Consider the following 24,790-nt stretch of genomic DNA (forward strand, 5'->3'; position numbering starts at 1 on the left):
TTCATCTGGAGAACATGGCATGAAATCGAGATTGGCGAGACTGGCATTGGGTGTGGTCGTCGCGACGGCGATGCTGACCGGTGTCGGGCACGCGGCCCAGTGCGGCAACAATGCCGGCGGCTTTGAGCGCTGGAAGGCCCAGTTCGCGGCGGAAGCCAAGGCAAACGGCATCCGAAACAGGGGGCTGCAAGCGCTTGCCGGCACCCGCTACGCGACAAAGACCATCCACGCCGACCGCAATCAGAAGAGTTTCCGCTATTCGCTGCAGAAGTTCATGCAGGTGCGTGGTTCCAACACGATCATCTCGCAGGGCAGGCGGCGCAAGGCGTCCAACGCCAGCTTCTTCTCGGCGATCGAGCGCAAATACGGCGTTCCGGCCGGGCCGCTCATTGCTATCCATGGCATGGAAACCGGATTTGGCCGTTTCATGGGCAACGCCAATGTCGTCTCGGCCATCGCGACGCTCGCCTATGATTGCCGCCGCTCGGCGTTCTTCACCGACCATCTTTATGCCGCGCTTAAGCTGGTCGACCGCGGTGTCCTGTCTTCAAAAACCCGCGGCGCGATGCATGGCGAGGTCGGGCACACGCAGTTCCTGCCGGGCAGCGTTCTTCGCTATGGCGTCGATGGCGATGGCAATGGACGGGTCGATCTGGCGGGATCGCAGTGGGACGCGCTCGCCTCGACGGCGAATTTCCTGCGTGCGCATGGATGGCGGCGCGGTGCCGGATATCAGCCGGGACAGGCGAATTTCCGGGCGATCCAGGGTTGGAATGCCGCCGGGGTCTACCAGAAGGCCATCGCCATCATGGCCGCTGAAATCGACAAGTAAAACTCAAACAGAAAAAGGCCCGCATCCTCGTGGATGCGGGCCTGATGCGCATTCGAAGGCGAGAAAGGCCTCAGCCTTCCTTCGGCTCGAGAACCTGGCGACCGCGATACATGCCGGTCTTCAGGTCGATATGGTGCGGACGGCGCAGTTCGCCGGAATTCTTGTCCTCGACATAGGACGGGTTTTTCAGTGCGTCAGTCGAACGGCGCATGCCGCGCTTCGAGCGGGTCACTTTTCGCTTCGGAACAGCCATTTTACGTCTCCAGTTACATCAGGCGAGCCGGTGTGCTGACCGCTCCGGTCGACATTCGCCCGACATGTGCTTGAAAAAGATTGCGGGCCTATACACGCTCAAATGCGTCTTGACCAGACTCGCCGGCAAATTTTGTGCCGCTCTCAGTAGAGGCAGCGGACATAAGCGCCGGATGAGGCCGCGCGTCCAAGTATGACATTCGCCAACCGGCTGAGCCGCGGTCCGGGGGATAGCGGATCGCGCTTATAGGGGTTCGGCAGGGTCACAGCCAGCAGCGCCGCCTGTCGCGCGGTCAATTCGGATGCCGGGCGACCGAAATAGGTCCAGCTTGCCGCCTCGATGCCGTAGATGCCGTCACCCCACTCGGCGATGTTCAGGTAAATCTCCATGATCCGCTTTTTCGGCAGGACGAGATCGATCCATACCGCCAGCGGCACCTCGAGGCCCTTTCGCAGAAAGGAGCGGCTGGACCACAGGAACAGGTTCTTGGCGGTCTGCATGGTGATAGTGGATGCTCCACGCGTCGGAGAGCCGTCCAGCGCATCGATGATAACCGCGTTCAGGGCGCCCCAGTCGACGCCGTTATGGGCACAGAACTGACCGTCCTCGGACATCATGACGGATTGGACCAGGACCGGGGCGATTGCGTCGAACTCGACCCAGTCGCGCTCCCAATGCCTGAGCAGCACGGTGTCGCGCAGCATCAGGGTCGATATCGGACGAACCGCCTCGATGCGATAAAGGGCAGCAACCACGACCGGCGCGATCAGCAGAACCGCAAGGCCGATCAGCCCGTAGCGCAGCACGCGGGCACCGCGATTGCGCCACGCCGCAGCGGACCAGCGGGATTTTTTCTTCCCGGAGGATGCGTTTCCGCTTTTCCTGCCGGCCGCGGCGGCGGTTTTCCGTTTCGGGGCCAAATCGTCGATGGTCCTGGGCGTTGCGTATCTGCCGGGCGCGGCGTCGCAGATTCCTAGGCAATTCGACGGGACCCCGCAACATGGATCGTGTTGCGGACTTGACCGGAACGCGCGGAGCGGCCATCGGAAAGCCATGTCCGACACGTCCTTCACACGAGCGCTCACCGCTCGCGCCGCCGAAATCGAAACCTATCTGGAGCAGGTGCTCGGTTCCGTTGCGTTGCCGGGCGAGACGATGCGTCCGGAACGCCTCATGGCGGCGATTCGTCACGGTGTTCTGAATGGAGGGAAGCGCTTCCGGCCGTTCCTCGTCCTCGAGACAGCACGGCTGTTCGGCGCAGCGGAGGGTCAGGCGTTACCGGCCGCCGCCGCGCTGGAATGCGTGCACTGCTATTCCCTGATCCATGACGATCTGCCGGCCATGGATGATGATGACATGCGCCGTGGCCAGCCTACGGTTCACCGCGCCTATGATGAGGCGGCGGCGATTCTCGCCGGTGACAGCCTGCTGACCTTCGCCTTCGATCTGGTGAGCAGCCGGGACAATGGATTGCCTGGCGATATCCGGGCCGAACTGGCCAACCGGCTGGCGCGTGCCGCGGGGTTCGGCGGCATGGCCGGGGGACAGGCGCTCGATCTGGCGGCGGCGGAGCAGAAACCGGACGCCGACGGTATCGTCACGCTGCAGGCGATGAAGACGGGCGCGCTGATCCGGTTTGCCTGCGAGGCCGGGGCGCTGGTCGCCGGCGCAGGCGATGAGGATGTCGCCCGCATGCGGTCCTTCGGGGAGATCATCGGTCTCGCTTTCCAACTGGCCGACGACCTGCTCGACGTGACGCAGACGCCGACGGCCATGGGCAAGGCGACGGGAAAGGATGCCGACGCGGGCAAGGCGACGCTGGTCAGCCTGCGCGGGGAAGACTGGGCGCGGGGCGAACTGGACCGGCTGGTCAGTTCGGCGGAAGCGCTTCTTGCTCCGTTTGGGACGAAGGGAACGGTACTTGCCGAGGCGGCGTGGTTCGTCGCCGATCGTCAATCGTAGCCGGGAAGAGATCCCGAAAATTCAGGGATCGATTCGGAAACGGAACGGGTCAATTCCGGACAACGACGCATGAAGCGCCGGCGATTCGAAGCCGGTTGCACAGATCGCTCGCCTCGCGCCGGTCGGACGCTCCGATCTGGACCACATGCATCGCCTTGAGACCGATCGCACCGCGCTTGGCGAAAATCGCGGGTTCGACGTCGCCTATGATCCGCGCGTGGCGATCGCGGATGCGCTCCCATTTCTTCACCGCAATCGCGAGATCGAAATTGCCGGCAATCTGTACCCCCCAGGGCGGAATATCGGTCGACGCATAGAGGGTGGCCGTGGCGGGTCTCACCGGCAGTGCGCGGCATGCCTCCTCGAACGGCTTTTCGGCGTCGAGCGGCTGCTGGATTTCGTCTTCGGTCATGTTGCGAAAATTCTCCGCGGACTTGCCGAGAATGGTCAGGACATAGTCCTCGGTCTCGTATGGCAGGCGTCCGCCACGCACCAGCCAGCGCGAAACGCGCTCCTCGCCGGAATTGTAGGCTGCGGCTGCAAGGCCGAGATTGCCGAAATCCCGGCGCAGATCGGCGAGGTAGGCCGCCGACGCCGGAAGTGCCTGTTCCGGATCGAAGGGATTGCGCAGTTTGCGCCGCAGGGCGGTCGCCGGCATGAATTGCGCGATGCCCTGCGCACCGACCGGCGAGACGGCATTGATGTCGAACCGGCTTTCCTTCCAGATGAGGCGGGCGAAAAACGGGCGCGGCAATCCATGCTCGTCCGCCGATGCCGCGATCATGTCGCACAAGGCGCCGATATCGTAGGTTTTCTTGCCCTCTTCGGGATCGACGCGCTCGAAATCGGCTTCCGGAGACGCACCGTCGAGTTGCAACGGCAGGACGACGCGAACGCCGTCATCTTCGGCAAATCCCGGATGGGCGGACAGGAGCAGCGCCGCGATAACGCAAAGGGCGCGAATTGCAGCGGAAACTGCCCCTCGCCGCCTTCTCATTAGCCGGCTTTCCTTTGCGTGCCGTCACCGAATCGCTGTTCGATATATTCGCTGACCATCGCTTGGAAATCGCGCGCTATGTCGGGGCCGCGCAGGGTCGCCGCTTTCTTGCCGTCGATGAAGACCGGTGCGGCCGGTGTTTCGCCGGTGCCAGGCAGGGAAATGCCAATATCGGCGTGTTTGGATTCGCCGGGTCCGTTGACGATGCAGCCCATCACCGCGACCTTCAGATTCTCGACGCCGGGATATTTGTCGCGCCAGACCGGCATGTTGTCGCGCAAATCGCCCTCGATGGTCTGGGCGAGCTCCTGAAAGACGGTGGAGGTCGTCCGACCGCAGCCGGGACATGCGGCAACGACCGGCAGAAACTGGCGGAAGCCCATGGTCTGGAGCAGTTCCTGCGCGACCTGGACCTCGCGCGTGCGGTCGCCTCCGGGCTCCGGCGTCAGCGAGATGCGGATCGTGTCGCCGATTCCCTGTTGCAGCAGGATGCCCATGGCCGCGGAGGACGCCACGACGCCCTTCGTGCCCATGCCGGCCTCGGTGAGCCCGAGATGCAGCGCATGGTCGCTGCGGCGAGCCATTTCGATATAGACGGCGATAAGGTCCTGCACCTGGCTGACCTTGGCCGACAGGATGATCTTCGAGCGCGGGAGGCCGACATCCTCGGCGAGATCGGCCGAAAGCAGGGCCGACTGGACGATGGCTTCGCGGGTCACCTCGCGGGCGGTCAGCGGCGCACCGTTCGCGTGGTTCTCGTCCATAAGGCGCGTGAGCAGTTCCTGGTCGAGCGAGCCCCAATTGACGCCAATGCGTACCGGCTTGTCGTGGCGGATGGCCATCTCGACGATGTCGGTGAACTGGCGGTCGCGTTTTTCGCGGAAACCCACATTGCCGGGATTGATCCGGTACTTGGCAAGCGCTTCGGCGCAGGCCGGGTGATCGGCGAGAAGCTTGTGGCCGATATAGTGGAAATCGCCGACCAGCGGCACGAAGACGCCAAGCCGCTCAAGCCGTTCGCGGATTTTCGGCACGGCCGCGGCGCTCTCGTCTCGATCCACAGTGATGCGCACGATCTCCGAGCCGGTGCGATGCAATGCCGCGACCTGCGCCACTGTCGCGTCGATATCGGCCGTGTCTGTGTTGGTCATGGACTGGACGACGACCGGCGCGTCGCCGCCGACGATCACGCCGCCGACATCGACGCCGACGGTGCGGTGGCGGAGAAGGGGTTCGCTCTGGTACTGGCTCATCGGTTACCTGTGCCTGCCATTGGCGGCTTCCATATCGTGTCGCCGGATCGGGCGCAATCGCGCCCGCATGTCACCGGAAGGCGGCTTCCCACTCCGGTTGTTTGAACCCGGTGAGCACCGTCTTTCCATTTGTGCCGACCGGCCGCTTGATCAGGCGCGGATCGGCGGCCATGGCCGCGATCTTCGCGTCGTCGCTCGCCGTGATCGCCTGCTGTTCGGATTCCGGCATCTTCTTCAGCGTCTGTGCGCGGTCGTTGAAGACGGAATCGATGCCGGCCTTTTCGATCCATTCGGCGAGGCTGGCTTTCAGGTCCGGCAGTTTCGAAAAATGCGCATAGTGCGGATCCAGTCCCTCGGCCTCGGCCCATTCGCGCGCTTTCTTCACGGTCGTGCAGCCCGGATAGCCATAGATATGAACGGTCATCGGATTCATCAATTCCCCTGATAATCGGCAATGCGTGACAGGATTTCGAAACGTGCCCCGGTCCCGCCGTCATCCGCGAAAAGATTCGATCGATTTGGCAAGGTCAAGGCAATCTAAGCCTGACATCGCGATTGCGGCGCACTATGTTGCACCGCAGCAGAAACCTCGCGGAGACGAATCATGACGAAGACGGCTGTCATCACGGGATCGAATTCAGGCATCGGGCTGGGCGTCGCCCACGCGCTCGCCGCCGAAGGGCATAATGTCGTCATCAACTCCTACAGCGATCGCGACGTGGATCATGCGCTGGCCCGCGAGATCGCCGAGAAGCACGGCAACAAGACGGTCTATATCAAGGCGGACATGTCGAAGGCCGATGAGTGCCGCGCCTTGATCACGAAGGCGGCGGCGGAGTTCGGCTGCGTGGATATCGTGGTCAACAATGCCGGCATTCAGCATGTCGCGGCGATCGAGGATTTTCCCGTCGAGACCTGGGACCGGATCATCGCGATCAACATGAACTCGTCCTTCCACACGATGGCCGCCGCCTTGCCGATGATGCGCGAGGCCGGCTGGGGCCGGATCGTCAACATCGCCTCGGCGCATGGCCTCACGGCCTCGCCCTACAAATCGGCCTATGTTACGGCCAAGCACGGCGTTGTCGGCATGACAAAGGTGGTGGCGCTGGAGACGGCCGAAGACCCGATCACCTGCAATGCGATCTGTCCCGGCTACGTGCTGACACCGCTGGTCGAGGCGCAAATTCCCGACACGATGGAGAAATACGGCATGGACCGCGATACGGTGGTGCGCGAAGTGCTGCTGGAACGCCAGCCCTCCAAACAATTCGCCACGGTCGAACAGATCGGCGGCACGGTGGTCTTCCTCTGTTCGCCGAATGCCGAGCAGATCACCGGGACAACGATCTCCGTCGATGGCGGCTGGACCGCGCTCTAGCCATGGCTAAGAACGGCAAGGCTGAGAAACCGAAACTCGTCAATCTCGCGCTGCAGGGCGGCGGCTCGCATGGCGCGTTCACCTGGGGCGTGCTCGATGCGCTGCTGGAAGACGGGCGGCTCGCATTCGACGGGATTTCCGGCACTAGCGCCGGCGCGATGAATGCCGTCGCGCTGGTGGACGGTTATGAGCGGGACGGGCGCGACGGTGCGCGCGAGGCGCTGCACGATTTCTGGTACGCGGTGAGTCTGAAAGGCCGGTTCTCGCCGGTGCAACGTACGCCGATCGACATGCTCTGGGGCAATTGGAGCATGGAAAATTCGCCGAGCTACCGCATCTTCGACCTCTATTCGCGGGTGTTTTCGCCTTACGATCTCAACCCGCTCGATCTCAATCCGCTGCGCGACGTCGTCGAAAGGCGGGTGGATTTCGATCGCGTGCGCAGATGCACCGCCATCAAGACCTTCGTTTCCGCGACCAATGTGTGGACCGGAAAGGTCCGGGTCTTCGACCATAACGAGATCACGCCGGATGTGGTGATGGCGTCGGCCTGCATTCCGACGATCTTCCAGGCCGTGGAAATCGACGGGGTGCCCTATTGGGACGGCGGCTTCGGCGGCAATCCGGCGCTGTTTCCGTTTTTCTATGACTCCGGCACAGATGACTGCCTGCTTGTCCAGATCAATCCGATCGAGACGCGCAAGACACCGCGCACGGCGCTGGAAATCCAGGACCGCATGAACGAGATCACGTTCAATGCGGGTCTGTTGCGCGAATTCAGGGCTATCGAATTCGTTCGGCGGCTGATCGATGCCGGTCGGCTGGAGGGCATGAATTACCGTGACATCCGCATGCACCGGATTGCCGCCGACGCGGTGGTCGAGGAGCTTTCCGCTTCGTCCAAGATCAATGCGGAGTGGAATTTCCTGCTCTATCTCAAGGAGATGGGTCGTGCGGCGGCGGCCGATTTTCTCGAGCAGAGCTTCGATGCCGTCGGAGAACGCGCGACGCTGGACCTCTCGGAGGAGATCAGCCCGCATATCCTGCCGGAGGCGTCGAAGAAGACCACGGGTCACCGCATGCGCGAAGCGATGAACAGGCTGCGCACGAAACGCGGCTAGTGCATTTCAGGTCGCAATCGAACCAAAATGCGCTGCCTCTCGCCTTCGGCTCGAACGCGCATTCCAATGCTGATGTTCAGCCAAGACCTGATTTGCACTCGCTGGTGGTTCTTATGGAAATGGCGAGGGCACCAGCGACGAAATTCACCATGTGGCGAACATCGTCCTCGATCGGTTCTCCACGCAGGTATTTCGCCTTCATGCCTTCCATGGCCTGCATGACGATTGTCGCAACCCGGTGTGCATCCACACCGAGCGGCGCGAGCGCGATCTCGCCCCTGCTTTCGGCTTCGGTGACGCCTTCGGCAATCGCATCGACCATCATGTCGCACCATTTCTCCTCGATGTCGCCTGCGACTTCCGCGTTGACGCCCATGAGTTCCGCGCCATGCGGGGTCGCATCGATCTTGCGGTGCAGCGAGAGGATGCTCTGGTCTATGGAGTTGAAAAGCCGCTCGGCGAAGGGCTTGTCGCTGTCGAACGCGGCACGCGTCTCGTGGCCGAACTTGACGAGAAGGCTCTGGCTGGCGGCGCGGAAAATCTCCGTCTTGTTCCGGAAGACCTGATAGAGCGCCGGACGCGACATGCCGGCGGCGCGTGCGATATCGTCCATCGAGGTTTTCCGGAAGCCGTAGCTTATGAAAACCTCGAAGGCGGCGGCGAGAATCGTTCCGCGTTTGTCTGGAGTGGTGTGGAGCATCATCACTTGACGGTATGACATTTTTCGTTATTTTGTCAATTTGTCAAACGGCGTATGCGCTGAACATCGTTCCGCGTTCACGAGATTTCCAAGAGGGAATACTATTTCGCAACTTGCCTCTTAACAGAGAGATTCAATTCGCGTAGTCGATGATGGATTGTTTTGTGCAGTGCAATATGTGGTAATCCAACAACAATCGATCCCGTAAATGTTAAGAATCGACCGGTCATAAGATCGGAAGTGTTGAACAAGTAGTGCTCGCGGCCATTTGAAGTCAGTTTCCTGGCGCTGGCCCGTTCCCGACGTATCGAAGAGACGAATATGAAAGCGAACCGCTACATAGCCATTCTTGTTTTCCTTGGCTCGGCCGCATGGATCGCCACCGGCGAATTCTCGTCGGTTGGAAGCGCCCAGGAAAGTGCGAGCGAAACGCCGGCCGAACAGGCCGCCGCGTCCGAGCCATCCAAAACGCTGCAGGTTGTCGGCGTCGCGGTGATTCCGCAGATCCGGCACGCGCGTTCGGTCAATATTTCCGGCGTGACCAAGGCTGACAAGGTGACGACGCTGACGGCGCGCGCTCCAGGGATCATCGGTGAACTCGCCGTCAAGCAAGGCGCTATCGTCAAGGAAGGCGACGTCATCGCCCGTATCGCGCCGGAAGGCCGTATTTCCGCGCTGCGTTCAGCCGAACAGGCGCTGGAACAGGCGAAGGCGGAAGCCGAAGCCAAGATGAAGCTCGTTGAACAGGGCACGCTGGCGAAACTGCAGGGCGATGCCGCGCAGTCCGCATTGCGCGCCGCAGAAAGCCAGGTCGAGGCGGCGCAGGCCGAAGTCGACAAACTGGAAGTCGTGGCAGCCTATGACGGGGTGGTCGATTCCGTCGATGTCGAGGAAGGTGCGTCGGTGTCGACCGGGACGCCGGTCGCCACTCTTATCGCGCTCGATCCGATTATCGGCACCGGCGAAGTGAACGAAAGCGACCTTGGCGTGGTCAAGGTCGGCAACCCGGCCGATCTGCGGCTGGTCGACGGGTCCACGGTGACGGGTACGATTCGCTACATAAGCAGATCCGCGCAGGCGGCGACCCGCACCTATACGGTCGAAGTCGAGGTATCCAACCCGGAACTCGCGATCCCGGCCGGAATGACGGCAGAAGTTGTTCTGCGTGGCGAGCCGGTCCTGGCGACGCCCGTACCGCGGTCCGTCGTGGCACTCAACGACGACGGCGAGATCGGCGTGCGCACGGTCAACGAAGATGACGTCGTCGTCTTCCACCCGATCGACATCGTCGACGATTCCACGGGTGCGCTGATACTCGGGGGCATTCCGGAAGGCGCCCGGGTGATCGTCGCCGGCCAGAATTTCGTCGGTGACGGCGTGAAGGTGAAACCGGTCGAGGCCGATGGGGAGACCATCCAGCGGCTTATCGAGGAAGCATCCGCGGGAGCGATCTGAACATGCTGAATTTCCTCGGAGTCGCGGTCAACAACGCGCGACTGACGATCACGGCGCTGATCTTCATCATCGTTGCGGGCGCCGTGGCCTATATCAACGTGCCGAAAGAGGCCGAGCCGGATGTCCAGATTCCGGTGATCTATGTGAGCCTGCATCTTCAGGGCATCTCGCCCGAAGATGCGGAACGCATGCTTGTGCGGCCCGTCGAGACCCAGGTTCAGAATATCAAGGGCGTCGACAAGATGACGTCCAACGCCTACCAGGGCGGCGGCAACGTCGTTCTCGAATTCGAACCTGACGCCGATCTTTCGACGGCGCTGGAGGATGTCCGCTCAAAAGTGGACGACGCCAAGCGCGAGTTTCCCGACGGGACCGACGAACCGTCCGTCAACGAGGTCAACATCTCGGAATTCCCGGTTCTGGTCGTGACGCTTTCGGGCGATGCGCCGGAGCGCGTCCTGACGCGTGCCGCCAAGGAATTGCAGAAAAAGATCGAGGACGTGTCCGGCGTACTTGAGGCCAATTTGCAGGGTTCGCGCGACGAGATGGTCGAGGTGATCATCGATCCGGCGAAACTCTCCTCCTACAATCTCCAGCTTGACCAGATGATCGGCGGCGTGAGGGCCAACAACCAGCTCGTTGCGGCCGGCACGCTGGAAGGTAGCGAAGGCAAATATGCCGTCAAGGTGCCGGCGTTGATCGAGACGGTCGAGGATGTCGCTAACCTGCCGATCGCGGCGAACGGCAATGCCGTCGTGCGCGCCCGGGACCTAGCGACGATCCGGTCCACCTTCGAGGACGAGAAAAGCAAGGCGCGGCTGAACGGCAAGCGGGCTGTCGCGATCGAGGTATCGAAGCGCACCGGCGCAAACCTGATCGAAACCGTGGATGGCGTGAAAGCGGCGGCCGAGGAGTTCAAGGCCAACTTGCCGACCGGTGTCGAAGTCACCTACAGCCAGGACAAGTCGACCGACATCCGCACGCTGCTTGAGGACCTCCAGAACTCCGTTCTGACGGCGGTCATCCTCGTCTTCATCGTGATCCTTTATTTCCTCGGCATCCGGTCGTCGATCCTGATCGGTCTGGCGATCCCGACCTCGTTCCTGATGGGCATCCTCGCGCTTTCGCTGGCCGGGCTGACCGTCAACCTCGTCGTGCTGTTCAGCCTGATCCTGGCCGTCGGCATGCTGGTCGATGATGCGATCATCGTGACTGAATACGCAGAGCGGCGCATGACCGAGGGTATGCCGTCCGGCCCCGCCTTTGCGGAAGCCGCGCGGCGCATGTTCGGTCCGGTCGTGGTGGCGACCGCGACGCGTATCGCCGCGTTCTCGCCGCTTCTGTTCTGGCCCGGCATTGTCGGCGAGTTCATGGGCTATCTCCCGCTGACGCTGATCTTCACCCTGTCGGCCTCCATTCTCTACGCCCTGTTCTTCGCGCCGACGCTCGGCTCTATCTTCGGCAAGGCCGTGGTCGAGGAGCGCAAGCCGGACGGGCTCTATATGGCGGTCGTCAAGAAAGCGGTGCGTCATCCGCTGCCGACGCTTGGCTTCGTTTCGGCCCTGATGGTCGGAATCGTCTTCGCCTATGGCAAATACAATAGCGGGACCGAGTTTTTCCCGAGCGTCGAGCCGCAATACGGGCTCGTCTATGTGCATGCGCGCGGAAACCTGTCGCTCGACGAGCAGGACGAGGCCGTATCGACGGTCGAGGAGCGTGTGCTCGGTTGGCCCGGAATTGAAACCGTCTATACCCGCGTCGGCGCTTCGAGCGGTGGCGGCGGAATGGGCGGTTCGCCGGACGAAGATGTCATCGGAACGATCCAGTACGAATTTGTCGACTGGCGCGAGCGCAAGGAAGCCAGCGAGATCCTGACGGATCTGCGCGGCGCGCTTTCCGGCCTTCCCGGCGTCGAGGCCGAGGTTTCGGTTCCGGATGCAGGTCCGCCGCAAGGCAAGCCGATCCAGGTCGAACTGTCCGCGAGCAATCCGGAGGGGCTCGACGAGGCTGCGGCGACCGTCGCGAATTACCTGCGCACGATTCCGGAGGTCATCGACCTCTCGGACGGCGCGCCGCCGCCGTCGATCGACTGGGAGCTGAAGGTGGATCGCACCGAGGCAGCGAAATACGGCATCGGCCCCGGTTCCGTCGGGACGGTCGTGCAGCTCGTGACGACCGGCCTTAAATTGTCGGATTATCGTCCGGCCGGCGCCGATGACGCGGTCGATATAAGGTTGCGCCTGCCGGAAGACCGGCGCACCCTGTCGACACTCGAGCAGTTGCGGATCGAGACCCCGCAGGGTTCGGTGCCTCTTTCGAATTTCGTGACGCGCGAACCGGCCAAGAGCCTTGGCACTCTCAAGCGCATCGACGGTACACGCACGGTCATCGTGTCAGCGAACCTCACTGAAGGCGCGCAGGATTCGGTTTATCAGCAGCAGGTGGCGGACGCGTTGCCCACGCTCGACTTGCCTGAAAACGTGCGGTGGAAGCTTGGCGGCTCGAACGAGGAAAGCGCGGAGGCTTCGGCCTTCCTCGGCAAGGCGTTCGGGGTCGCGATCTTCCTGATCTTCGCGTTGCTGCTCGCCCAGTTCAACCGGTTCACTTACGTCTGGCTGGTGCTGACAGCCGTCGTCATGTCGACGGTCGGCGTGCTGCTCGGTCTTCTGATCATGCAACAGCCTTTCGTGATCGTGATGACAGCGGTCGGCACGATCGCGCTGGCCGGTGTGGTCGTGAACAACAACATCGTCCTGATCGACACCTATGTGCATCTGCGTTCGGAAGGCTGGGACAAGCTTGAAGCGGTTCTGGAAACCTGCCGCGAACGCGTGCGTCCGGTCATGCTGACGGCGATCACGGCCATTCTGGGCGTGCTGCCGATCGCCTTCGGCGTCAACCTGGCGCTTCTCAGCCATGAGGTGACGATCGGCGCGCCATCGACGCAATGGTGGATCTCCCTCTCGAGCGCGATCGTGTTCGGCCTCGCCTTCTCCACCATGCTGACGCTGGTGGTGACCCCGGCCGCCCTGATGGTGTTCACGCGCGACAATGCCTGGATTGCCGATGATCGCAGCCTGCTCGCCAAGCTGTTTCGTCGCAAGAAGAAGGCAGTTGCCGAACAGCCGAAGAACGAAGAAGCCGAGACCGGAGAGCAGTCCGAGCCCTATGAGAACGTGCACGAGTTTCCGAAAGCCGCCGAATAGGCCCCGGACGACAGATGGATCAAAAAGGCCGGCTGTGTAGCCGGCCTTTTTCGTTCAGGAAAGGGCCAGCAGATCGGTGCGCAGGCGGTCGGGATCGGCGATCATTTTGTCGATCAGCGCATGGGTTTCGCGCCAGATCGGATAGGCCCTGTTCATCAGTTCCTCGCCCTCGGCGGTCAATGCCAGACGCCGGCTGCGACGATCGTTCGGATCGGGAGAAACGACCACGAGGCCGCGCCGTTCAAGCGGTTTCAGATTGGCCGTCAATGTCGTTCGATCAAGCGCCAGCAGTGCGGCGACATCGCCCATGACGGGCGGTTCCGGTCTGTTGAGCGAAATCAGGAGCGAAAACTGCCCGTTGGTAATGCCGAGCGGTCGAAAGGCGTCGTCGAAAATGCGCGCGACCTTGCGCGCGGCGCGTTGCAGATGCAGGCACAGGCATGCGTCGCGCACCTCGAGCGTGGACTCGAAGGGAAAGGCAGATGTTTTTTTCATCGCCGAATTATATTGATATCAACCTAAGCATTCCAGTGCGTCCGCCCGGAATGCACAATTTGCCGCGGTGCGGCGCATGAAAAAGGCGGGAAGGTTCCCCTCCCCGCCCGGTATCGAACAGTCGCCAATCAGGCGGCCTTCTTCTTCGGCTCGATCAGGTGACGATTGACCAGGAGTTCGGCGATCTGCACCGTGTTCAACGCCGCGCCCTTGCGCAGGTTGTCGGAGACGACCCAGATGTTGAGGCCGTTTTCGACCGTGGCGTCCTCGCGGATGCGGCTGATATAAGTCGCGTCCTCGCCGGCGCTTTCGTAGGGCGTGATGTAGCCGCCGTCCTCATGCTTGTCGATGACGAGGCAGCCCGGGGCCTCGCGCAGGATCTCGCGGGCCTCGTCGGCCGTGATCGGCTTCTCGAACTCGATATTGACGGCTTCCGAATGGCCGATGAAGACGGGCACGCGCACTGCGGTGCAGGTAACCTTGATCTTCGGGTCGAGCATCTTCTTGGTTTCGGCCAGGACCTTCCATTCCTCCTTCGTGTAGCCGTCCTCCATGAAGACGTCGATATGGGGAATGACGTTGAAGGCGATGCGCTTGGTGAACTTCTTGTTCTCCAGCGGATCGGATACGAAGACCGCGCGCGTCTGGGTAAAGAGCTCGTCCATGCCTTCCTTGCCGGCGCCCGAGACCGATTGATAGGTCGATACCACGATACGCTTGATGGTCGCCGTGTCGTGCAGCGGCTTCAGGGCGACGACGAGCTGCGCCGTGGAGCAGTTCGGGTTTGCGATGATATTCTTTTTCCGGAAGCCCTCGACCGCGTCGGCATTGACCTCGGGAACGATCAGCGGAACGTCGGAATCGTAACGCCATGCCGAGGAATTGTCGATGACGACGCAGCCCTTGGCCGCGATCTTCGGCGACCACTCCTTCGACACGTTGCCGCCCGCCGACATCAGGCAGATATCGGCTTCCGAGAAGTCGTAGTTTTCCAGCGCCTGGACCTTGAGTGTCTTGTCGCCGTAGGAGACTTCCTGCCCGATGGACCGGCGCGAGGCGAGCGGCACGACCTTGTCTGCCGGGAAGCCGCGTTCTTCCAGTATGTTGAGCATTTCGCGACCGACATTGCCGGTTGCGCCTGCGATGGCGATTGTAAAGCCCATGGCCCTTCTTGCTCCTCTCTCCCCTTTGCTTGGCAAGCACCACTCGTCCCGCCCCCGGGAGAGTGAGGGGCGGAGCGGTCAGGTCGTCTTCGTGGTTTTCGACGTTGCGGTGCTCATGGTGGCGGCGTTTTGATGCAGGACTGTGCGAAAGTCAACATCGGGCTTCAGTCGGCCGCGTTTAGTCTCCTCGCAAACGCCGCTTCCGGCGACGCAAGGAGAAAAGACCATGCACATCCTCATCAAGGCCGCGGCCGTCCTGGCCGTGATTGCCGGCGCGACATCCGAAGCCAGCGCCGACTTCATCCGGTGTCCGCTCGACCAGGCGCGGCGCACGATCACCGACAGTCTCCCTTCCGGCTGGTGGACCACACCCATGATCAACCGGCTGTCGGAAACAAAGGTTCAGGCCATCGGCGGAAAGCCCGCCTTGATGTGCATTTACGGGTCATCGGGCAGCATCCAGCGCGAGGCGCCGCGGGGCCAGACCTGCCGGGCCGCGCGCGGCGGGTTCGATTGCCAGGCGTCCGGCGGTGGCGGACCTAGAACCTCGGCGACCGGGCGGCTTGATATCCCGCAGACTTACCTGTTCGATCTCGACCGTGGCGCGGTGACGCGCAACGGCGCGGATTTCTGGTTCCAGGCCGAGACGCGGGCGTTGCTTTATCTCGTTCCGCAGAACGGCGCACGCATCGGCGTCGGCAACCGCGCCAATCGCGGTGCGGCGGGCTGCGCCTCTGCGCGGATGACCCGGGATCGCGTGTCGTTGAGCGACCTTCCGGTCGGCAGCTATATCTGCGCCAAGACGAACGAAGGCCGGATTTCCCAGTTCCGCATCAATGCGCTTTCCGGCGGATCGCCCAAGACGCTGTCGATCGGTTTCACGACCTGGCAGTAGGCCGCATTCTCCGGGAGTTGACGACCGAGGCGGGGATCACCCTGTCTCGGCGCGTCGGGCTTGGCTAGCCTGTTCCGTCCGGTCGGGTCGCAAGCCGTTCCAGGCTCGACGTTTCGAAACGCAACGACACCTTCTGGCGCTGGATTTCCGCGCCCTCGCGTTCGTAGAAGCGAATTCCGGCGTCGTTGTCGGCCGCGGTTGTCAGGTCGATGCATTCGATGTTTTCGGAGAGACAGAATTCGGCGAGAAAGGTGAGCAGTTCGCGGCCGATGCCAAGGCTTCGCACGCTGTCTGAGACGTACAGCTCTTTCAAGTAGAGCGCGGCGGAAAGCCCCATGGCAGGCGGGGTGACCGCGACGCTCGCATATCCCGCCGCAGTATCATCCACCAGCGCAATGGCGAAGAGCGCATGGCCCGGTTTCGATGTGAGCCAACCAGCGACGGCGGCTTCCGTCGCGGCGGCTGTTTCCGGCTCTTCGCCATAGTGGCGCTTTGTCTGTTCGACGAGGTCGACGATCGCGGTGCGATCGCCGGGTTCCGCCCAGCGGACGGTGATAGCGTCATGCTCCGGCATAGGCTTCGAGCACGGCGTCTCCCATTTCGCCTGTGGTCACCTTCGTGCAACCGTCGGACATGATGTCGCCGGTGCGGAGACCCTTGTCGAGGACGGCGGAAATCGCCTTTTCCAGCCGGTCGGCCTCGTTGATCAGGGCGAAGGAATAGCGCAGGCACATCGCGAAGGACGCAATCATGGCGATCGGGTTGGCGATGCCCTGGCCGGCGATGTCGGGCGCGGAACCGTGTACCGGCTCGTAGAGCGCCTTGCGCTTGCCGGAAACAGGGTCCGGCGCGCCGAGAGACGCCGAAGGCAGCATGCCCAGCGAGCCCGTCAGCATGGCGGCAACGTCGGACAGCATGTCGCCGAAGAGATTGTCGGTGACGATGACGTCGAACTGTTTGGGCCAGCGCACGAGCTGCATGCCGCCGGCATCGGCGAGCATGTGGGTCAGCTCGACATCGGAATATTTCGCCTTGTGGGTCTCGGTGACGACATCCTTCCAGAGCACGCCCGATATCATCACATTGTGCTTTTCCATCGAACAGACCTTGTTGGCGCGAGTGCGCGCGAGTTCGAAGGCGACGCCGGAGATGCGCTCGATCTCGAACGTATCGTAGACCTGCGTGTCGATGCCGCGCTTCTGGCCGTTGCCGAGATCGATGATCTCCTTCGGTTCGCCGAAATAGACGCCGCCGGTCAGTTCACGCACGATCAGGATGTCGAGGCCTTCCACGACTTCCGGCTTCAGCGAGGAGGACGCGGCGAGCGCGGGGTAGCAGATGGCGGGGCGCAGATTGGCAAACAGCGCCATGTCCTTGCGCAGGCGCAGGAGGCCGGCTTCGGGGCGCACATCGTAAGGCACGCCGTCCCATTTGGGTCCGCCGACCGCGCCGAACAGCACCGCATCGGCCGCCATCGCCTTTTCCATGTCCGCGTCCGAAATGGCCTTGCCATGCGCGTCATAGGCCGAGCCGCCCACCAGTCCCTCGTCGGTGACGAAGCCGGCGCCTTCCTTCTCGTTCATGTGGCTGATCAGTTTGCGGACCTCGGTCATGGCCTCGGGGCCGATACCGTCGCCGGGGAGAAGGAAGAGGGAACGCGTCGTCATATCTGGATATCCGTCGGTTTGAAGTGTCGATGAGGGCAATAGAGGCTGTACGGCGCGAATTCAACTGGCCGTTGCTTCCTGCCGCCAGGCGCCTAGCCGCGCAGCGCGGTCACCTCGATCTCGACCTTCATTTCCGGCTGGATCAATCCGGCGACGACCATTGTGGCCGCGGGCCGGATTCCATCGAAATATCGTCCCAGGATCGGAAATACTTCGTCGGCAAAAGATGCATCGGTGACTGTATATTGCGCGCGCACGACATCGCTGCGCGAAAAGCCGGCTTCGGCCAACGCATCGTCGATGGTGCGAAGGATGTTCTCGGTCTGCGCCGCGACGCTTTCCGGCATGGTCATGGTTGCGTAGTCGTAACCGGTGGTGCCGGACACGAAACACCAGTCACCCTGGACGACGGCGCGCGAATAGCCGGCCTCCTTCTCGAAGGGCGAACCGGTGGAAACCAGGCGGCGCGTTTTCATCGTGTGTTCTCCGTCTTGTCGGCATCATCGGAATGGCCGAGCAGGTGAGCGGCGATACGACGCATGCAATCGCCGACCATCTCGCATTCCTCCGGTGTCGACAGCGACATGATGTCGTCGATGATTCCGGCCTGTATCGCGATCGCCTCTTTGGCAAGCGCCTCGCCTTGCGGCGTCAGGTAGAGGCGCAGAGCCCGACGGTCGCCGGGATCCGGCCTGCGTTCCACGAGGTCGCGCTTTTCGAGTTGTGGCAGCAGCATGGTCATGTTGGACCGGCCGACGAACAGCTTGCGGGCGAGGTCCTGCTGGCTGATGCCCGGCGACCGGACGAGATTCACCATGATGTCGAGATGCGGCGTCTTGAGGTCCAGTGACTTCAGCTTGCGCGCCAGCTCCTGCTGAACGAGATGGCAGGCGCGGGCAACGGCGATCCAGTTGCGGAATCGCGGATTCGCCCACATCGGCGCGTCTTCGACGGCGGAGTCCTGCGAGACACCTTGTTTATTGTTCATCGTTGTACTATTCTGTTCATGGTTGAACATAAGGTCTTATGCCGATGATGCATGCGGGACAACGAATTGCAAAGGGATTGGTCGCACGCGCGGGCACCCTCTGGCCAAAAACCACCGCCGACTTCGCGTTCAGGCTCTTCACGCGGACGGCACGGCCGAAGGGAACGTCCGGGACCACGGGAATGCCGGAGGGAGTCCGTCCCCTGATGCTGCAACACGCCGGCGGCCTCGTCGCGACATGGGACATGCCGTCGGCGCAGCCGGTCGGCCGGAAGGCGTTGCTCGTGCATGGCTGGAACTCGCGCTCGCTGCACCTGCTGGCGCTTGCCCGATCGCTCAACGATGCCGGTATCGACACTGTGCTGCTCGACCTGCCGGGTCATGGTGCATCGACCGGTCGCCATCTGCATCTCGGCAAAGGTATCGAGGCGGTCGATGCCGCATGGCGTCATCATGGACCATTCGATGCGATGATCGGGCATTCCTTCGGCGGTTCCGTCGTGCTGAACACGGCGCTCGGCTCGGCGATGTGCGTCCCCGCGCGGCGGCCGGAGAGGCTGGTCACCATTGGAGCACCCAATTCCCTGCCGGCGCTGTTTCGCTGGTTCGGCCGCCGAATCGGCTTGCCGCCAGTGGCGCAGGAGGCGCTGGAGCGGCGCGTGTTGTCATTGCTGGGCCGGTCGCTCGATCTGTTCGTCGCGGGTGACCAGCTCGCCGATACGGATCTCCCGGTCCTTGTCGTTCACGACATGGACGATACGGAAGTTCTCTATACGGATGCGCTACGCATGGCGCGCGCCGGACGGCATGTCCGGCTGCATACGACCAGCGGGCTCGGTCATCGCCGCGTGCTTCGCGACGAAAGCGTTCATGCCGCGATCGCAACCTATGTCACCGCCGGACAGGATGATGCCGACGAAAAGCCGATTGCGCTGGTGCGCGATTACGCCTGATCGTATGCGCGGAACGCCACGACGGCATTGGCGCCCCCGAAGGCGAAGGAATTGCTGACCGCCACGCTTACATCGCGCTTGCGGGCTTCGTTCGGCGTGATGTCGAGATCGCATTCCGGATCGGGCTCGGTGTAGTTCACCGTCGGCGGTATGACGCCGTCACGGATCGCGTTGATGCAGGCGATGGCTTCCAGCGCGCCGGATGCGCCAAGACAATGGGCATGCATCGATTTCGTCGAAGACACCGAAATCCCGTCCGCATGCTTGCCGAATACCTCGCGGATCGCCGCGGTCTCCGTACGGTCGTTGCCGAGCGTCGCCGTGCCGTGCGCGTTGATATAGTCGATGTCGGAAATATCCAGGCCGGAATCGGCGAGGCATTCGCGTATGGCTGTGACCGGACCTTCGAGCGTCGGCGCAACGATATCGCTCGCATCGGCCGACATGCCCGCGCCGAGCAGCTCAGCCAGGATCGGCGCACCGCGCTTTTGCGCGCTTTCAAGCGTTTCCAGCACCAGCGCGCCCGCGCCGTCGCCGAGCACCAGGCCCTCGCGGTCGGCGGAAAACGGCCGGCAGCCGGTCTTGGCGAGGATCCGCATGGATTCCCAAGCCTTGACGACTCCATAGGAAAGCGGCGCATCCGAGCCTCCGGCGACGATCGCGTCCGCACGGCCCGCTCGCAAGAGGTCGAGCGCTGACAAGAATGCGTGATTGGAGGAGGAACAGGCGGACGTGACACCGAAAACCGGGCCGGTCAGGCCATGGATCATGCTGGTATGCACCGCGGCGGTGGACGGCATCGCCTTTGGCACCGTGAAAATATCTGTGCGTTTCTTGTGATTCAGGAAAATCGCCCGGTAGGCCGCCTCGACGGCATCGCCGCCATAGACGCCGACACCGGTTACCGCGCCAATGCGCATCGGTGGGCGGTCTTCGGCCGATAGCCCCGCCTGTTTCAGCGCTTCGGCAGCCGCAAGCGCCGCCAGAAGGCCGATCCGACCTGTCGAGGTCAGCTTGCGGCGGTCGAATTCGTGCGGCGGGAGTTCCTTTATCTCGCCCGCGATGTCGGTTTTCAGATCGTCCTTGTCGGCGATGGTGAGCGGACCGATGCCGCACCGTCCCGCCTGCATCGACTGCCAGATTTCATCGACGTTCCGGCCGAGGCAGCAAAGGCCTCCGATGCCGGTGACGACCACGCGCGGTCTTGTCATTCAATTGCCCTTGTCGATCAGGGCCGATACCGAATCCGCGATATCGGAGACGGTCTTGAGCTTATCCCATGCGGACGCCGCGTTTAGGTCGATATCGATGTCGATTTCGTCCTCGAGCTCGAAAATGATATCCGCGAGGTCGAGCGATTCGATTTCAAGCGACTCCAGCTCGGTGTCCGGCTTGATCTTGTCCGGATCGATTTCCGTCTTTTCCGCGATGATCCGTATTGTCGTGTCGAGAACCGTGGCCGCCATTAAAAAACTTCCCTGAAACGCTTCACCGGCAAACTGTTTGCCGACCCCCGCCCTCCTTTTTGCTCCGAAGGAAAAACGAATGTCAATCTGGCGGACCGGTATGCGTTCGATCAGTTGATGCCGAGGCGGCTCAGCTGAGTGCGTGCCGGCTCGGGCCATTTGTCGAGTTCCGGCCAGTGGGCGACGGTGTTACCGCGCATCTGCGCGAACCAGGCCGTTTCCGACTTCAGATCGACCACGAGCAGCGAATCGGCGCCGCCGCAATTATGCGGCACGCATCCGCTGGCGGCGAACAGGGCGTCGCCGACCTCCTCCATTTCCGAGGAGACGCGCAAGCCTGTCGCATATTCCTCCAGATCGTCTCCCAGCGCGTTTGACGCGGCTGTGAACAGCGCCTCGTTCAGGAAATAGTCGATCGGGTGGCGTGCGGGGTCGGCGGTCAGGTCCGACCACGTCGTGCCCGGTTCGGGTGCGAATCGCAGCATTCCGGCCATCGAGAAGCCCGCATCCGGCTGCCAGCTGCGGATGGCCAGTTCCTCCCCGGGCCCGACCCAGGGAACGAAAAGGATACGGTAATCGGAGACGGCCGGAGCAGGCCAGCCGCAGTCGCCGGGCAGCGAATCGGTCTTCACGCCGCCTTCCCCGTCAGGCCAGACCATCAGCGTGTTGGCCCCGCAGGCATTGCCGCCCGGTCCGATGGAAATCAAGGCGACTTCGGTGTCGTTTATGGAGACGATCCGGTCGAAGAAGACCATGTAGTCGCGCGCGATCTCGCGGTCGTCGAAGGTGACGACACGTTCGTAATCGTCGTTTTCGGCGATGCGGATCGTTCCGCCGGCAAAAGGAATTCCCTGATCCTGGGCCTTGACCGGCATTGCCATGCCGGCAAACGCCATGGCCGCGACCAGACAACCGATGAACGTCTTCATGTCCCGCCTCGCTTTCCGGATCAGTCGGGCTTGACGATCCTGTGGAGGATTTTGCGCACAATCGGCGTGACGACAAGTACCGACGGGAATGCGAGCACCCATGACGACAGCCATGCCTTCGCCCAGAGCGCGGCGAAACCGGCCACGGCGCCGGCCGCGAGAAAGGTCGAGAGGCCGGATACCAGCGCACTCATCATGCCGGTCAGCAGCAATCCGAATATGACGGGCTCGAGCCGCCGGGGAACAAAGAGCTTCAAGGGTACGTCAGGCCCAGGGGCGGTTTTCGGCGAGTTGTGATTCGAACGTGTCGATCTTGGCGGATTTCGCCATGGTCAGGCCGATATCGTCGAGGCCGTTGAGCAGGCAGTGTTTCTTGAAGGCGTCGATATCGAACTTCACCGAGCCGCCATCGGGACCCTTGATCTCCTGGGATTCGAGATCGACCGTCAACGTGGCGTTGGAGCCGCGCTCGGCATCGTCCATCAGCTTGTCCAGGTCTTCCTGGCTGACAACGATCGGCAGGATGCCGTTCTTGAAGCAGTTGTTGTAGAAAATATCGGCAAACGAGGTCGAGATCACGCAGCGAATTCCGAAATCCAGCAGGGCCCAAGGCGCGTGTTCGCGCGAGGAGCCACAGCCGAAATTGTCGCCGGCGACGAGGATCTTCGAATTGCGGTAGGCCGGCTTGTTGAGGACAAAGTCCGGATTCTCGCTGCCATCCTCATTGTAGCGCATCTCGGCGAACAGGCCCTTGCCCAGGCCGGTGCGCTTGATGGTCTTCAGATAGTCCTTCGGAATGATCATGTCGGTGTCGACATTGACGATCGGAAGGGGCGCGGCGACGCCGCTCAGCGTGGTGAACTTGTCCATGGTGACCGCTTTCGCTTGGAATTCTCGGCAGGCCAATAGCAAAGCGCGCAGCAAAAATGAAGCGCTGTCGATGCGTCAAATGATATTGCGCTCGGCGAAAGGCCGTGCGGCGGCGACGCGATCGGGCGCGAAGGCTGTGCAATCGACCGATCGATATTCGCCGAAAAGGATCAATTCGGCGAGCGCTTCGCCTGCCGCCGGGGCCTGCTGTACGCCGTGGCCGGAAAAGCCGGATATCGCGTAAAGCCCGCCGATACCGGGCATGATGCCGATCAGCGCGTTGCGATCGAAGGGATTGTAGTCGTAGTGACCGGCCCATGCAGAGTGCAGCTTGATCGCCTCGAAAGCGGGAACGCGTTCCGCGAGAAGCGGCCAGATCGTCTCCTCGAAAAGCGGCCAGTCCGGGTCGAAATCGTCGGGGTCGGCCGGACCGTCCGCGTCCGGGCGCGGTGAAATGCCCGTGATGTAGCCGTCACCCTCGGGTCGGACATAGAGGCCTGTCGGGTCGACGGTCAGCGGCATGTCCGGAAAACGGTCCTTCGCGTGAAAGAAAAACACGGTGCGTTTGCGCGGCTCGACCGGAAAGTCGAGGCCGGCCATGCGCGCGACCGCGCCGGAGGATGGCCCGGCGGCGATGACGATCGTGCCGCAGCGCCATTGCGAGCCGTCATCGAGGCGCAGGCCGCTGACTCTGCCATCGGCGCTGTCGATCGAAGCGACCGAACCGGTTGCGAGTGTCACGCTCGGATGCGCTTTCAGGCTTCGCCGGAAGGCGGAGAGCAGCGCCATGGCGTCGAACCAGCCCTCGCGCGACAGTCCGAAGGACCCGGCTGCGACGCCCTCCAGATTGAGCCAGCCGAATCTTTGGGCCAGCGCGGCCGGATCGAGCAAGACGACATCGGCCTCGCATGCCTTTTGCACCGCATGATTGGCTGCGAGCGCCTCGCGGCCGGCATCGCTCGCGAGGAGGAGATAGCCGTTTTCGCGAAAGCCGATATTCGTTTCGTTTCCGAAATTTTCTGAGGCATTCAGCATGAAATCCAGCGAGCGCCGGGACAGGGCGATGTTTTCGGCACGCGAGAATTGTTGCCGGATACCCGAGGCCGAAAGGGCCGTGGCGGCGCGGGAAAAGGCGGGATCGCGCTCGAACACGGCGATGGAGGCGCCGGGATCGAGCCGGGCGAGGTGCCAGGCCGTCGCCGCGCCGGCCAGTGCGCCGCCGATGATCGCGATATCGCAGCTTTGATGGGTCATGGGCGACTCCGTTCGCAACGCTACTTGCGGGGTGTCGCGCAATATTGTCAAACGTGGCGATGACCAAGCGCCCGCTTCGCCTTCGCCGCTCCGTTCTCTACGTGCCCGCCTCCAACGAAAAGGCCGTCGCCAAGACCGTTTCGCTGCCTTGCGACGCGGTTATCTATGATCTGGAGGATGCGGTCGCGCCGGCCGCCAAGGAGGAGGCGCGCGAAAGGCTGCGCGATCATTTCAAGGCGAATCCCGAAAGCCGCTGCGAGCGCGTCATCCGCATCAATTCGCTTTCGAGCGCGTTCGGCCCGGAGGATTTCCTCGCCGCGCGCGCCTGCAAACCGGACGCGATCCTGATCCCCAAGGTCGACATGCCGCGCGATATTGCCGATGTCGCCGACATGCTGGCCGAAACGGACGCCGCCGACGCGATCCGGCTGTGGGCGATGATGGAGACGCCGAAGGCCTTTCTCAATGTCGGCCAGATCGCCGAATGGGGCGAAACGCCGGGTTCCCGGCTCGATTGCCTCGTGGCGGGCACCAACGACCTCGCCAAGGATCTGCGCCTGCCGGGCCGGGACCATGCGGTACTGATGCCTCTTATGGCGGATCTCGTCCTGTCCGCCCGCGCCTTCGGGCTCGACGTGCTGGACGGTGTTTTCAACGCGTTTCGCGACGATGATGGTTTCCGTTCGGAATGCGGCCGTTCGGTCGCGATGGGCTTTGATGGCAAGACGCTGATCCATCCGGGCCAGATCGCCGTTGCGAATGAGATTTTCGGCATTTCCGAGGCGCGCGAGGCCGAAGCAAACGCGATCGTCGAAGCTTTCGAGCGGCCGGAAAACCGTGATGCCGGCGTGATCGGGCTTGACGGACGCATGGTGGAACGATTGCATCTTGAAGAAGCGCGCCGCACGCTGGCGCTTGCCGCTCTCCAGCAGGGCGGCTGAAAGGACAGG

27 protein-coding genes are annotated in these 24,790 nt (G+C 62.5%); 9 read left to right on the top strand and 18 right to left on the bottom strand.

Features of this window, described 5'->3' with window-relative positions; all coding sequences use genetic code 11:
• Window positions 1–19: 19 nt before the first annotated feature.
• Complete coding sequence (locus tag ACQK2M_RS03140) at window positions 20–832, top strand: lytic murein transglycosylase (protein ID WP_425416590.1); 813 nt, start codon at window positions 20–22, stop codon at window positions 830–832.
• Window positions 833–902: 70 nt separating this feature from the next.
• Here ACQK2M_RS03140 and rpmF read toward each other — a convergent pair whose 3' ends face one another.
• The gene (rpmF, locus tag ACQK2M_RS03145) at window positions 903–1,085 is read right to left on the bottom strand and encodes a 50S ribosomal protein L32 (RefSeq protein ID WP_223477607.1); all 183 of its coding nucleotides are present in this window, start codon (window positions 1,083–1,085) and stop codon (window positions 903–905) included.
• A 143-nt stretch (window positions 1,086–1,228) separates the two neighbouring features.
• A complete protein-coding gene (gene mtgA / locus ACQK2M_RS03150) occupies window positions 1,229–1,891 on the bottom strand; it encodes a monofunctional biosynthetic peptidoglycan transglycosylase (RefSeq protein ID WP_425416591.1) in 663 nt (220 codons plus the stop codon).
• Window positions 1,892–2,138: 247 nt separating this feature from the next.
• On the opposite strand from mtgA, the gene ACQK2M_RS03155 reads away from it, so the two are divergent.
• Window positions 2,139–3,047 carry a polyprenyl synthetase family protein gene (locus tag ACQK2M_RS03155; RefSeq protein WP_425416592.1) on the top strand — a complete coding sequence of 303 codons (909 nt, stop codon included), beginning with the start codon at window positions 2,139–2,141 and terminating at the stop codon, window positions 3,045–3,047.
• Window positions 3,048–3,096: 49 nt separating this feature from the next.
• On the opposite strand, the gene ACQK2M_RS03160 is transcribed toward ACQK2M_RS03155, so the two are convergent.
• The 3 genes from ACQK2M_RS03160 to ACQK2M_RS03170 form a co-directional block, all read right to left on the bottom strand.
• Window positions 3,097–4,044 carry a lytic transglycosylase domain-containing protein gene (locus ACQK2M_RS03160; protein WP_425416593.1) on the bottom strand — a complete coding sequence of 316 codons (948 nt, stop codon included), beginning with the start codon at window positions 4,042–4,044 and terminating at the stop codon, window positions 3,097–3,099.
• On the bottom strand, window positions 4,044–5,297 hold the full coding sequence (gene ispG / locus ACQK2M_RS03165; protein ID WP_425416594.1) for a flavodoxin-dependent (E)-4-hydroxy-3-methylbut-2-enyl-diphosphate synthase: 1,254 nt from the start codon (window positions 5,295–5,297) through the stop codon (window positions 4,044–4,046). The genes ACQK2M_RS03160 and ispG overlap by 1 nt, the downstream gene beginning before the upstream one ends.
• A 70-nt stretch (window positions 5,298–5,367) precedes the next feature.
• The gene (locus ACQK2M_RS03170; RefSeq protein ID WP_425416595.1) at window positions 5,368–5,721 is read right to left on the bottom strand and encodes an arsenate reductase family protein; all 354 of its coding nucleotides are present in this window, start codon (window positions 5,719–5,721) and stop codon (window positions 5,368–5,370) included.
• Between the two features lie 180 nt (window positions 5,722–5,901).
• Between ACQK2M_RS03170 and ACQK2M_RS03175 the strand changes: the two genes are divergently transcribed.
• Together ACQK2M_RS03175 and ACQK2M_RS03180 are read left to right on the top strand one after the other, a co-directional pair.
• Window positions 5,902–6,678, top strand: a complete 777-nt coding sequence (locus ACQK2M_RS03175; RefSeq protein ID WP_425416596.1) for a 3-hydroxybutyrate dehydrogenase — start codon at window positions 5,902–5,904, stop codon at window positions 6,676–6,678.
• 2 nt (window positions 6,679–6,680) lie between these two features.
• Window positions 6,681–7,799 carry a patatin-like phospholipase family protein gene (locus ACQK2M_RS03180; protein WP_425416597.1) on the top strand — a complete coding sequence of 373 codons (1,119 nt, stop codon included), beginning with the start codon at window positions 6,681–6,683 and terminating at the stop codon, window positions 7,797–7,799.
• Between the two features lie 76 nt (window positions 7,800–7,875).
• Here the strand turns inward: ACQK2M_RS03180 and ACQK2M_RS03185 are convergent, their stop codons facing one another.
• Window positions 7,876–8,520 carry a TetR/AcrR family transcriptional regulator gene (locus ACQK2M_RS03185; protein WP_425416598.1) on the bottom strand — a complete coding sequence of 215 codons (645 nt, stop codon included), beginning with the start codon at window positions 8,518–8,520 and terminating at the stop codon, window positions 7,876–7,878.
• Between the two features lie 300 nt (window positions 8,521–8,820).
• Between ACQK2M_RS03185 and ACQK2M_RS03190 the strand changes: the two genes are divergently transcribed.
• Window positions 8,821–9,954, top strand: a complete 1,134-nt coding sequence (locus ACQK2M_RS03190) for an efflux RND transporter periplasmic adaptor subunit (protein WP_425416599.1) — start codon at window positions 8,821–8,823, stop codon at window positions 9,952–9,954.
• A gap of 5 nt (window positions 9,955–9,959) precedes the next feature.
• Window positions 9,960–13,160 (top strand): efflux RND transporter permease subunit, encoded by a 3,201-nt coding sequence (locus ACQK2M_RS03195; protein ID WP_425419973.1) that lies wholly within the window; start codon window positions 9,960–9,962, stop codon window positions 13,158–13,160.
• 54 nt (window positions 13,161–13,214) lie between these two features.
• On the opposite strand, the gene ACQK2M_RS03200 is transcribed toward ACQK2M_RS03195, so the two are convergent.
• Together ACQK2M_RS03200 and ACQK2M_RS03205 are read right to left on the bottom strand one after the other, a co-directional pair.
• A complete protein-coding gene (locus ACQK2M_RS03200; protein WP_223477598.1) occupies window positions 13,215–13,655 on the bottom strand; it encodes a MarR family winged helix-turn-helix transcriptional regulator in 441 nt (146 codons plus the stop codon).
• Window positions 13,656–13,783: 128 nt separating this feature from the next.
• On the bottom strand, window positions 13,784–14,818 hold the full coding sequence (locus ACQK2M_RS03205) for an aspartate-semialdehyde dehydrogenase (RefSeq protein ID WP_425416600.1): 1,035 nt from the start codon (window positions 14,816–14,818) through the stop codon (window positions 13,784–13,786).
• A 226-nt stretch (window positions 14,819–15,044) separates the two neighbouring features.
• On the opposite strand from ACQK2M_RS03205, the gene ACQK2M_RS03210 reads away from it, so the two are divergent.
• Window positions 15,045–15,713: a hypothetical protein gene (locus ACQK2M_RS03210; protein WP_425416601.1), complete on the top strand. Its 669-nt coding sequence runs from the start codon at window positions 15,045–15,047 to the stop codon at window positions 15,711–15,713.
• A gap of 64 nt (window positions 15,714–15,777) precedes the next feature.
• Here ACQK2M_RS03210 and ACQK2M_RS03215 read toward each other — a convergent pair whose 3' ends face one another.
• The 4 genes from ACQK2M_RS03215 to ACQK2M_RS03230 form a co-directional block, all read right to left on the bottom strand.
• Window positions 15,778–16,287, bottom strand: a complete 510-nt coding sequence (locus ACQK2M_RS03215; RefSeq protein WP_425416602.1) for an N-acetyltransferase family protein — start codon at window positions 16,285–16,287, stop codon at window positions 15,778–15,780.
• Entirely contained in the window at window positions 16,274–17,380 is a 1,107-nt protein-coding gene (gene leuB, locus ACQK2M_RS03220; protein ID WP_425416603.1) for a 3-isopropylmalate dehydrogenase, read from the bottom strand. The genes ACQK2M_RS03215 and leuB overlap by 14 nt, the downstream gene beginning before the upstream one ends.
• A gap of 92 nt (window positions 17,381–17,472) precedes the next feature.
• Complete coding sequence (locus ACQK2M_RS03225; protein ID WP_425416604.1) at window positions 17,473–17,856, bottom strand: RidA family protein; 384 nt, start codon at window positions 17,854–17,856, stop codon at window positions 17,473–17,475.
• Entirely contained in the window at window positions 17,853–18,368 is a 516-nt protein-coding gene (locus tag ACQK2M_RS03230; protein WP_425416605.1) for a MarR family winged helix-turn-helix transcriptional regulator, read from the bottom strand. Before ACQK2M_RS03230 ends, ACQK2M_RS03225 begins: the two co-directional genes overlap by 4 nt.
• Before the next feature lie 206 nt (window positions 18,369–18,574).
• Between ACQK2M_RS03230 and ACQK2M_RS03235 the strand changes: the two genes are divergently transcribed.
• On the top strand, window positions 18,575–19,321 hold the full coding sequence (locus tag ACQK2M_RS03235) for an alpha/beta hydrolase (protein WP_425416606.1): 747 nt from the start codon (window positions 18,575–18,577) through the stop codon (window positions 19,319–19,321).
• Here the strand turns inward: ACQK2M_RS03235 and ACQK2M_RS03240 are convergent.
• From ACQK2M_RS03240 to ACQK2M_RS03265, 6 genes are all read right to left on the bottom strand, one after another.
• Window positions 19,312–20,532, bottom strand: a complete 1,221-nt coding sequence (locus ACQK2M_RS03240; protein ID WP_425416607.1) for a beta-ketoacyl-[acyl-carrier-protein] synthase family protein — start codon at window positions 20,530–20,532, stop codon at window positions 19,312–19,314. The genes ACQK2M_RS03235 and ACQK2M_RS03240 overlap by 10 nt on opposite strands.
• A complete protein-coding gene (locus ACQK2M_RS03245; protein ID WP_425416608.1) occupies window positions 20,533–20,787 on the bottom strand; it encodes an acyl carrier protein in 255 nt (84 codons plus the stop codon). It lies immediately after the preceding gene.
• A gap of 110 nt (window positions 20,788–20,897) precedes the next feature.
• The gene (locus ACQK2M_RS03250) at window positions 20,898–21,716 is read right to left on the bottom strand and encodes a hypothetical protein (RefSeq protein ID WP_425416609.1); all 819 of its coding nucleotides are present in this window, start codon (window positions 21,714–21,716) and stop codon (window positions 20,898–20,900) included.
• Window positions 21,717–21,736: 20 nt separating this feature from the next.
• Window positions 21,737–21,973, bottom strand: coding sequence for a DUF2798 domain-containing protein (locus ACQK2M_RS03255; protein WP_425416610.1), 237 nt, complete (start codon window positions 21,971–21,973; stop codon window positions 21,737–21,739).
• 7 nt (window positions 21,974–21,980) lie between these two features.
• A complete protein-coding gene (gene leuD / locus ACQK2M_RS03260) occupies window positions 21,981–22,586 on the bottom strand; it encodes a 3-isopropylmalate dehydratase small subunit (protein WP_223477587.1) in 606 nt (201 codons plus the stop codon).
• Between the two features lie 75 nt (window positions 22,587–22,661).
• Window positions 22,662–23,840, bottom strand: a complete 1,179-nt coding sequence (locus tag ACQK2M_RS03265; protein WP_425416611.1) for an NAD(P)/FAD-dependent oxidoreductase — start codon at window positions 23,838–23,840, stop codon at window positions 22,662–22,664.
• Window positions 23,841–23,899: 59 nt separating this feature from the next.
• On the opposite strand from ACQK2M_RS03265, the gene ACQK2M_RS03270 reads away from it, so the two are divergent.
• Window positions 23,900–24,781 (top strand): HpcH/HpaI aldolase/citrate lyase family protein, encoded by an 882-nt coding sequence (locus ACQK2M_RS03270; protein ID WP_425416612.1) that lies wholly within the window; start codon window positions 23,900–23,902, stop codon window positions 24,779–24,781.
• The last annotated feature ends 9 nt before the right edge of the window (window positions 24,782–24,790 follow it).

The sequence above is a fragment of the Oricola indica genome, assembly GCF_965227485.1.
Taxonomy (GTDB): domain Bacteria; phylum Pseudomonadota; class Alphaproteobacteria; order Rhizobiales; family Rhizobiaceae; genus Oricola; species Oricola indica.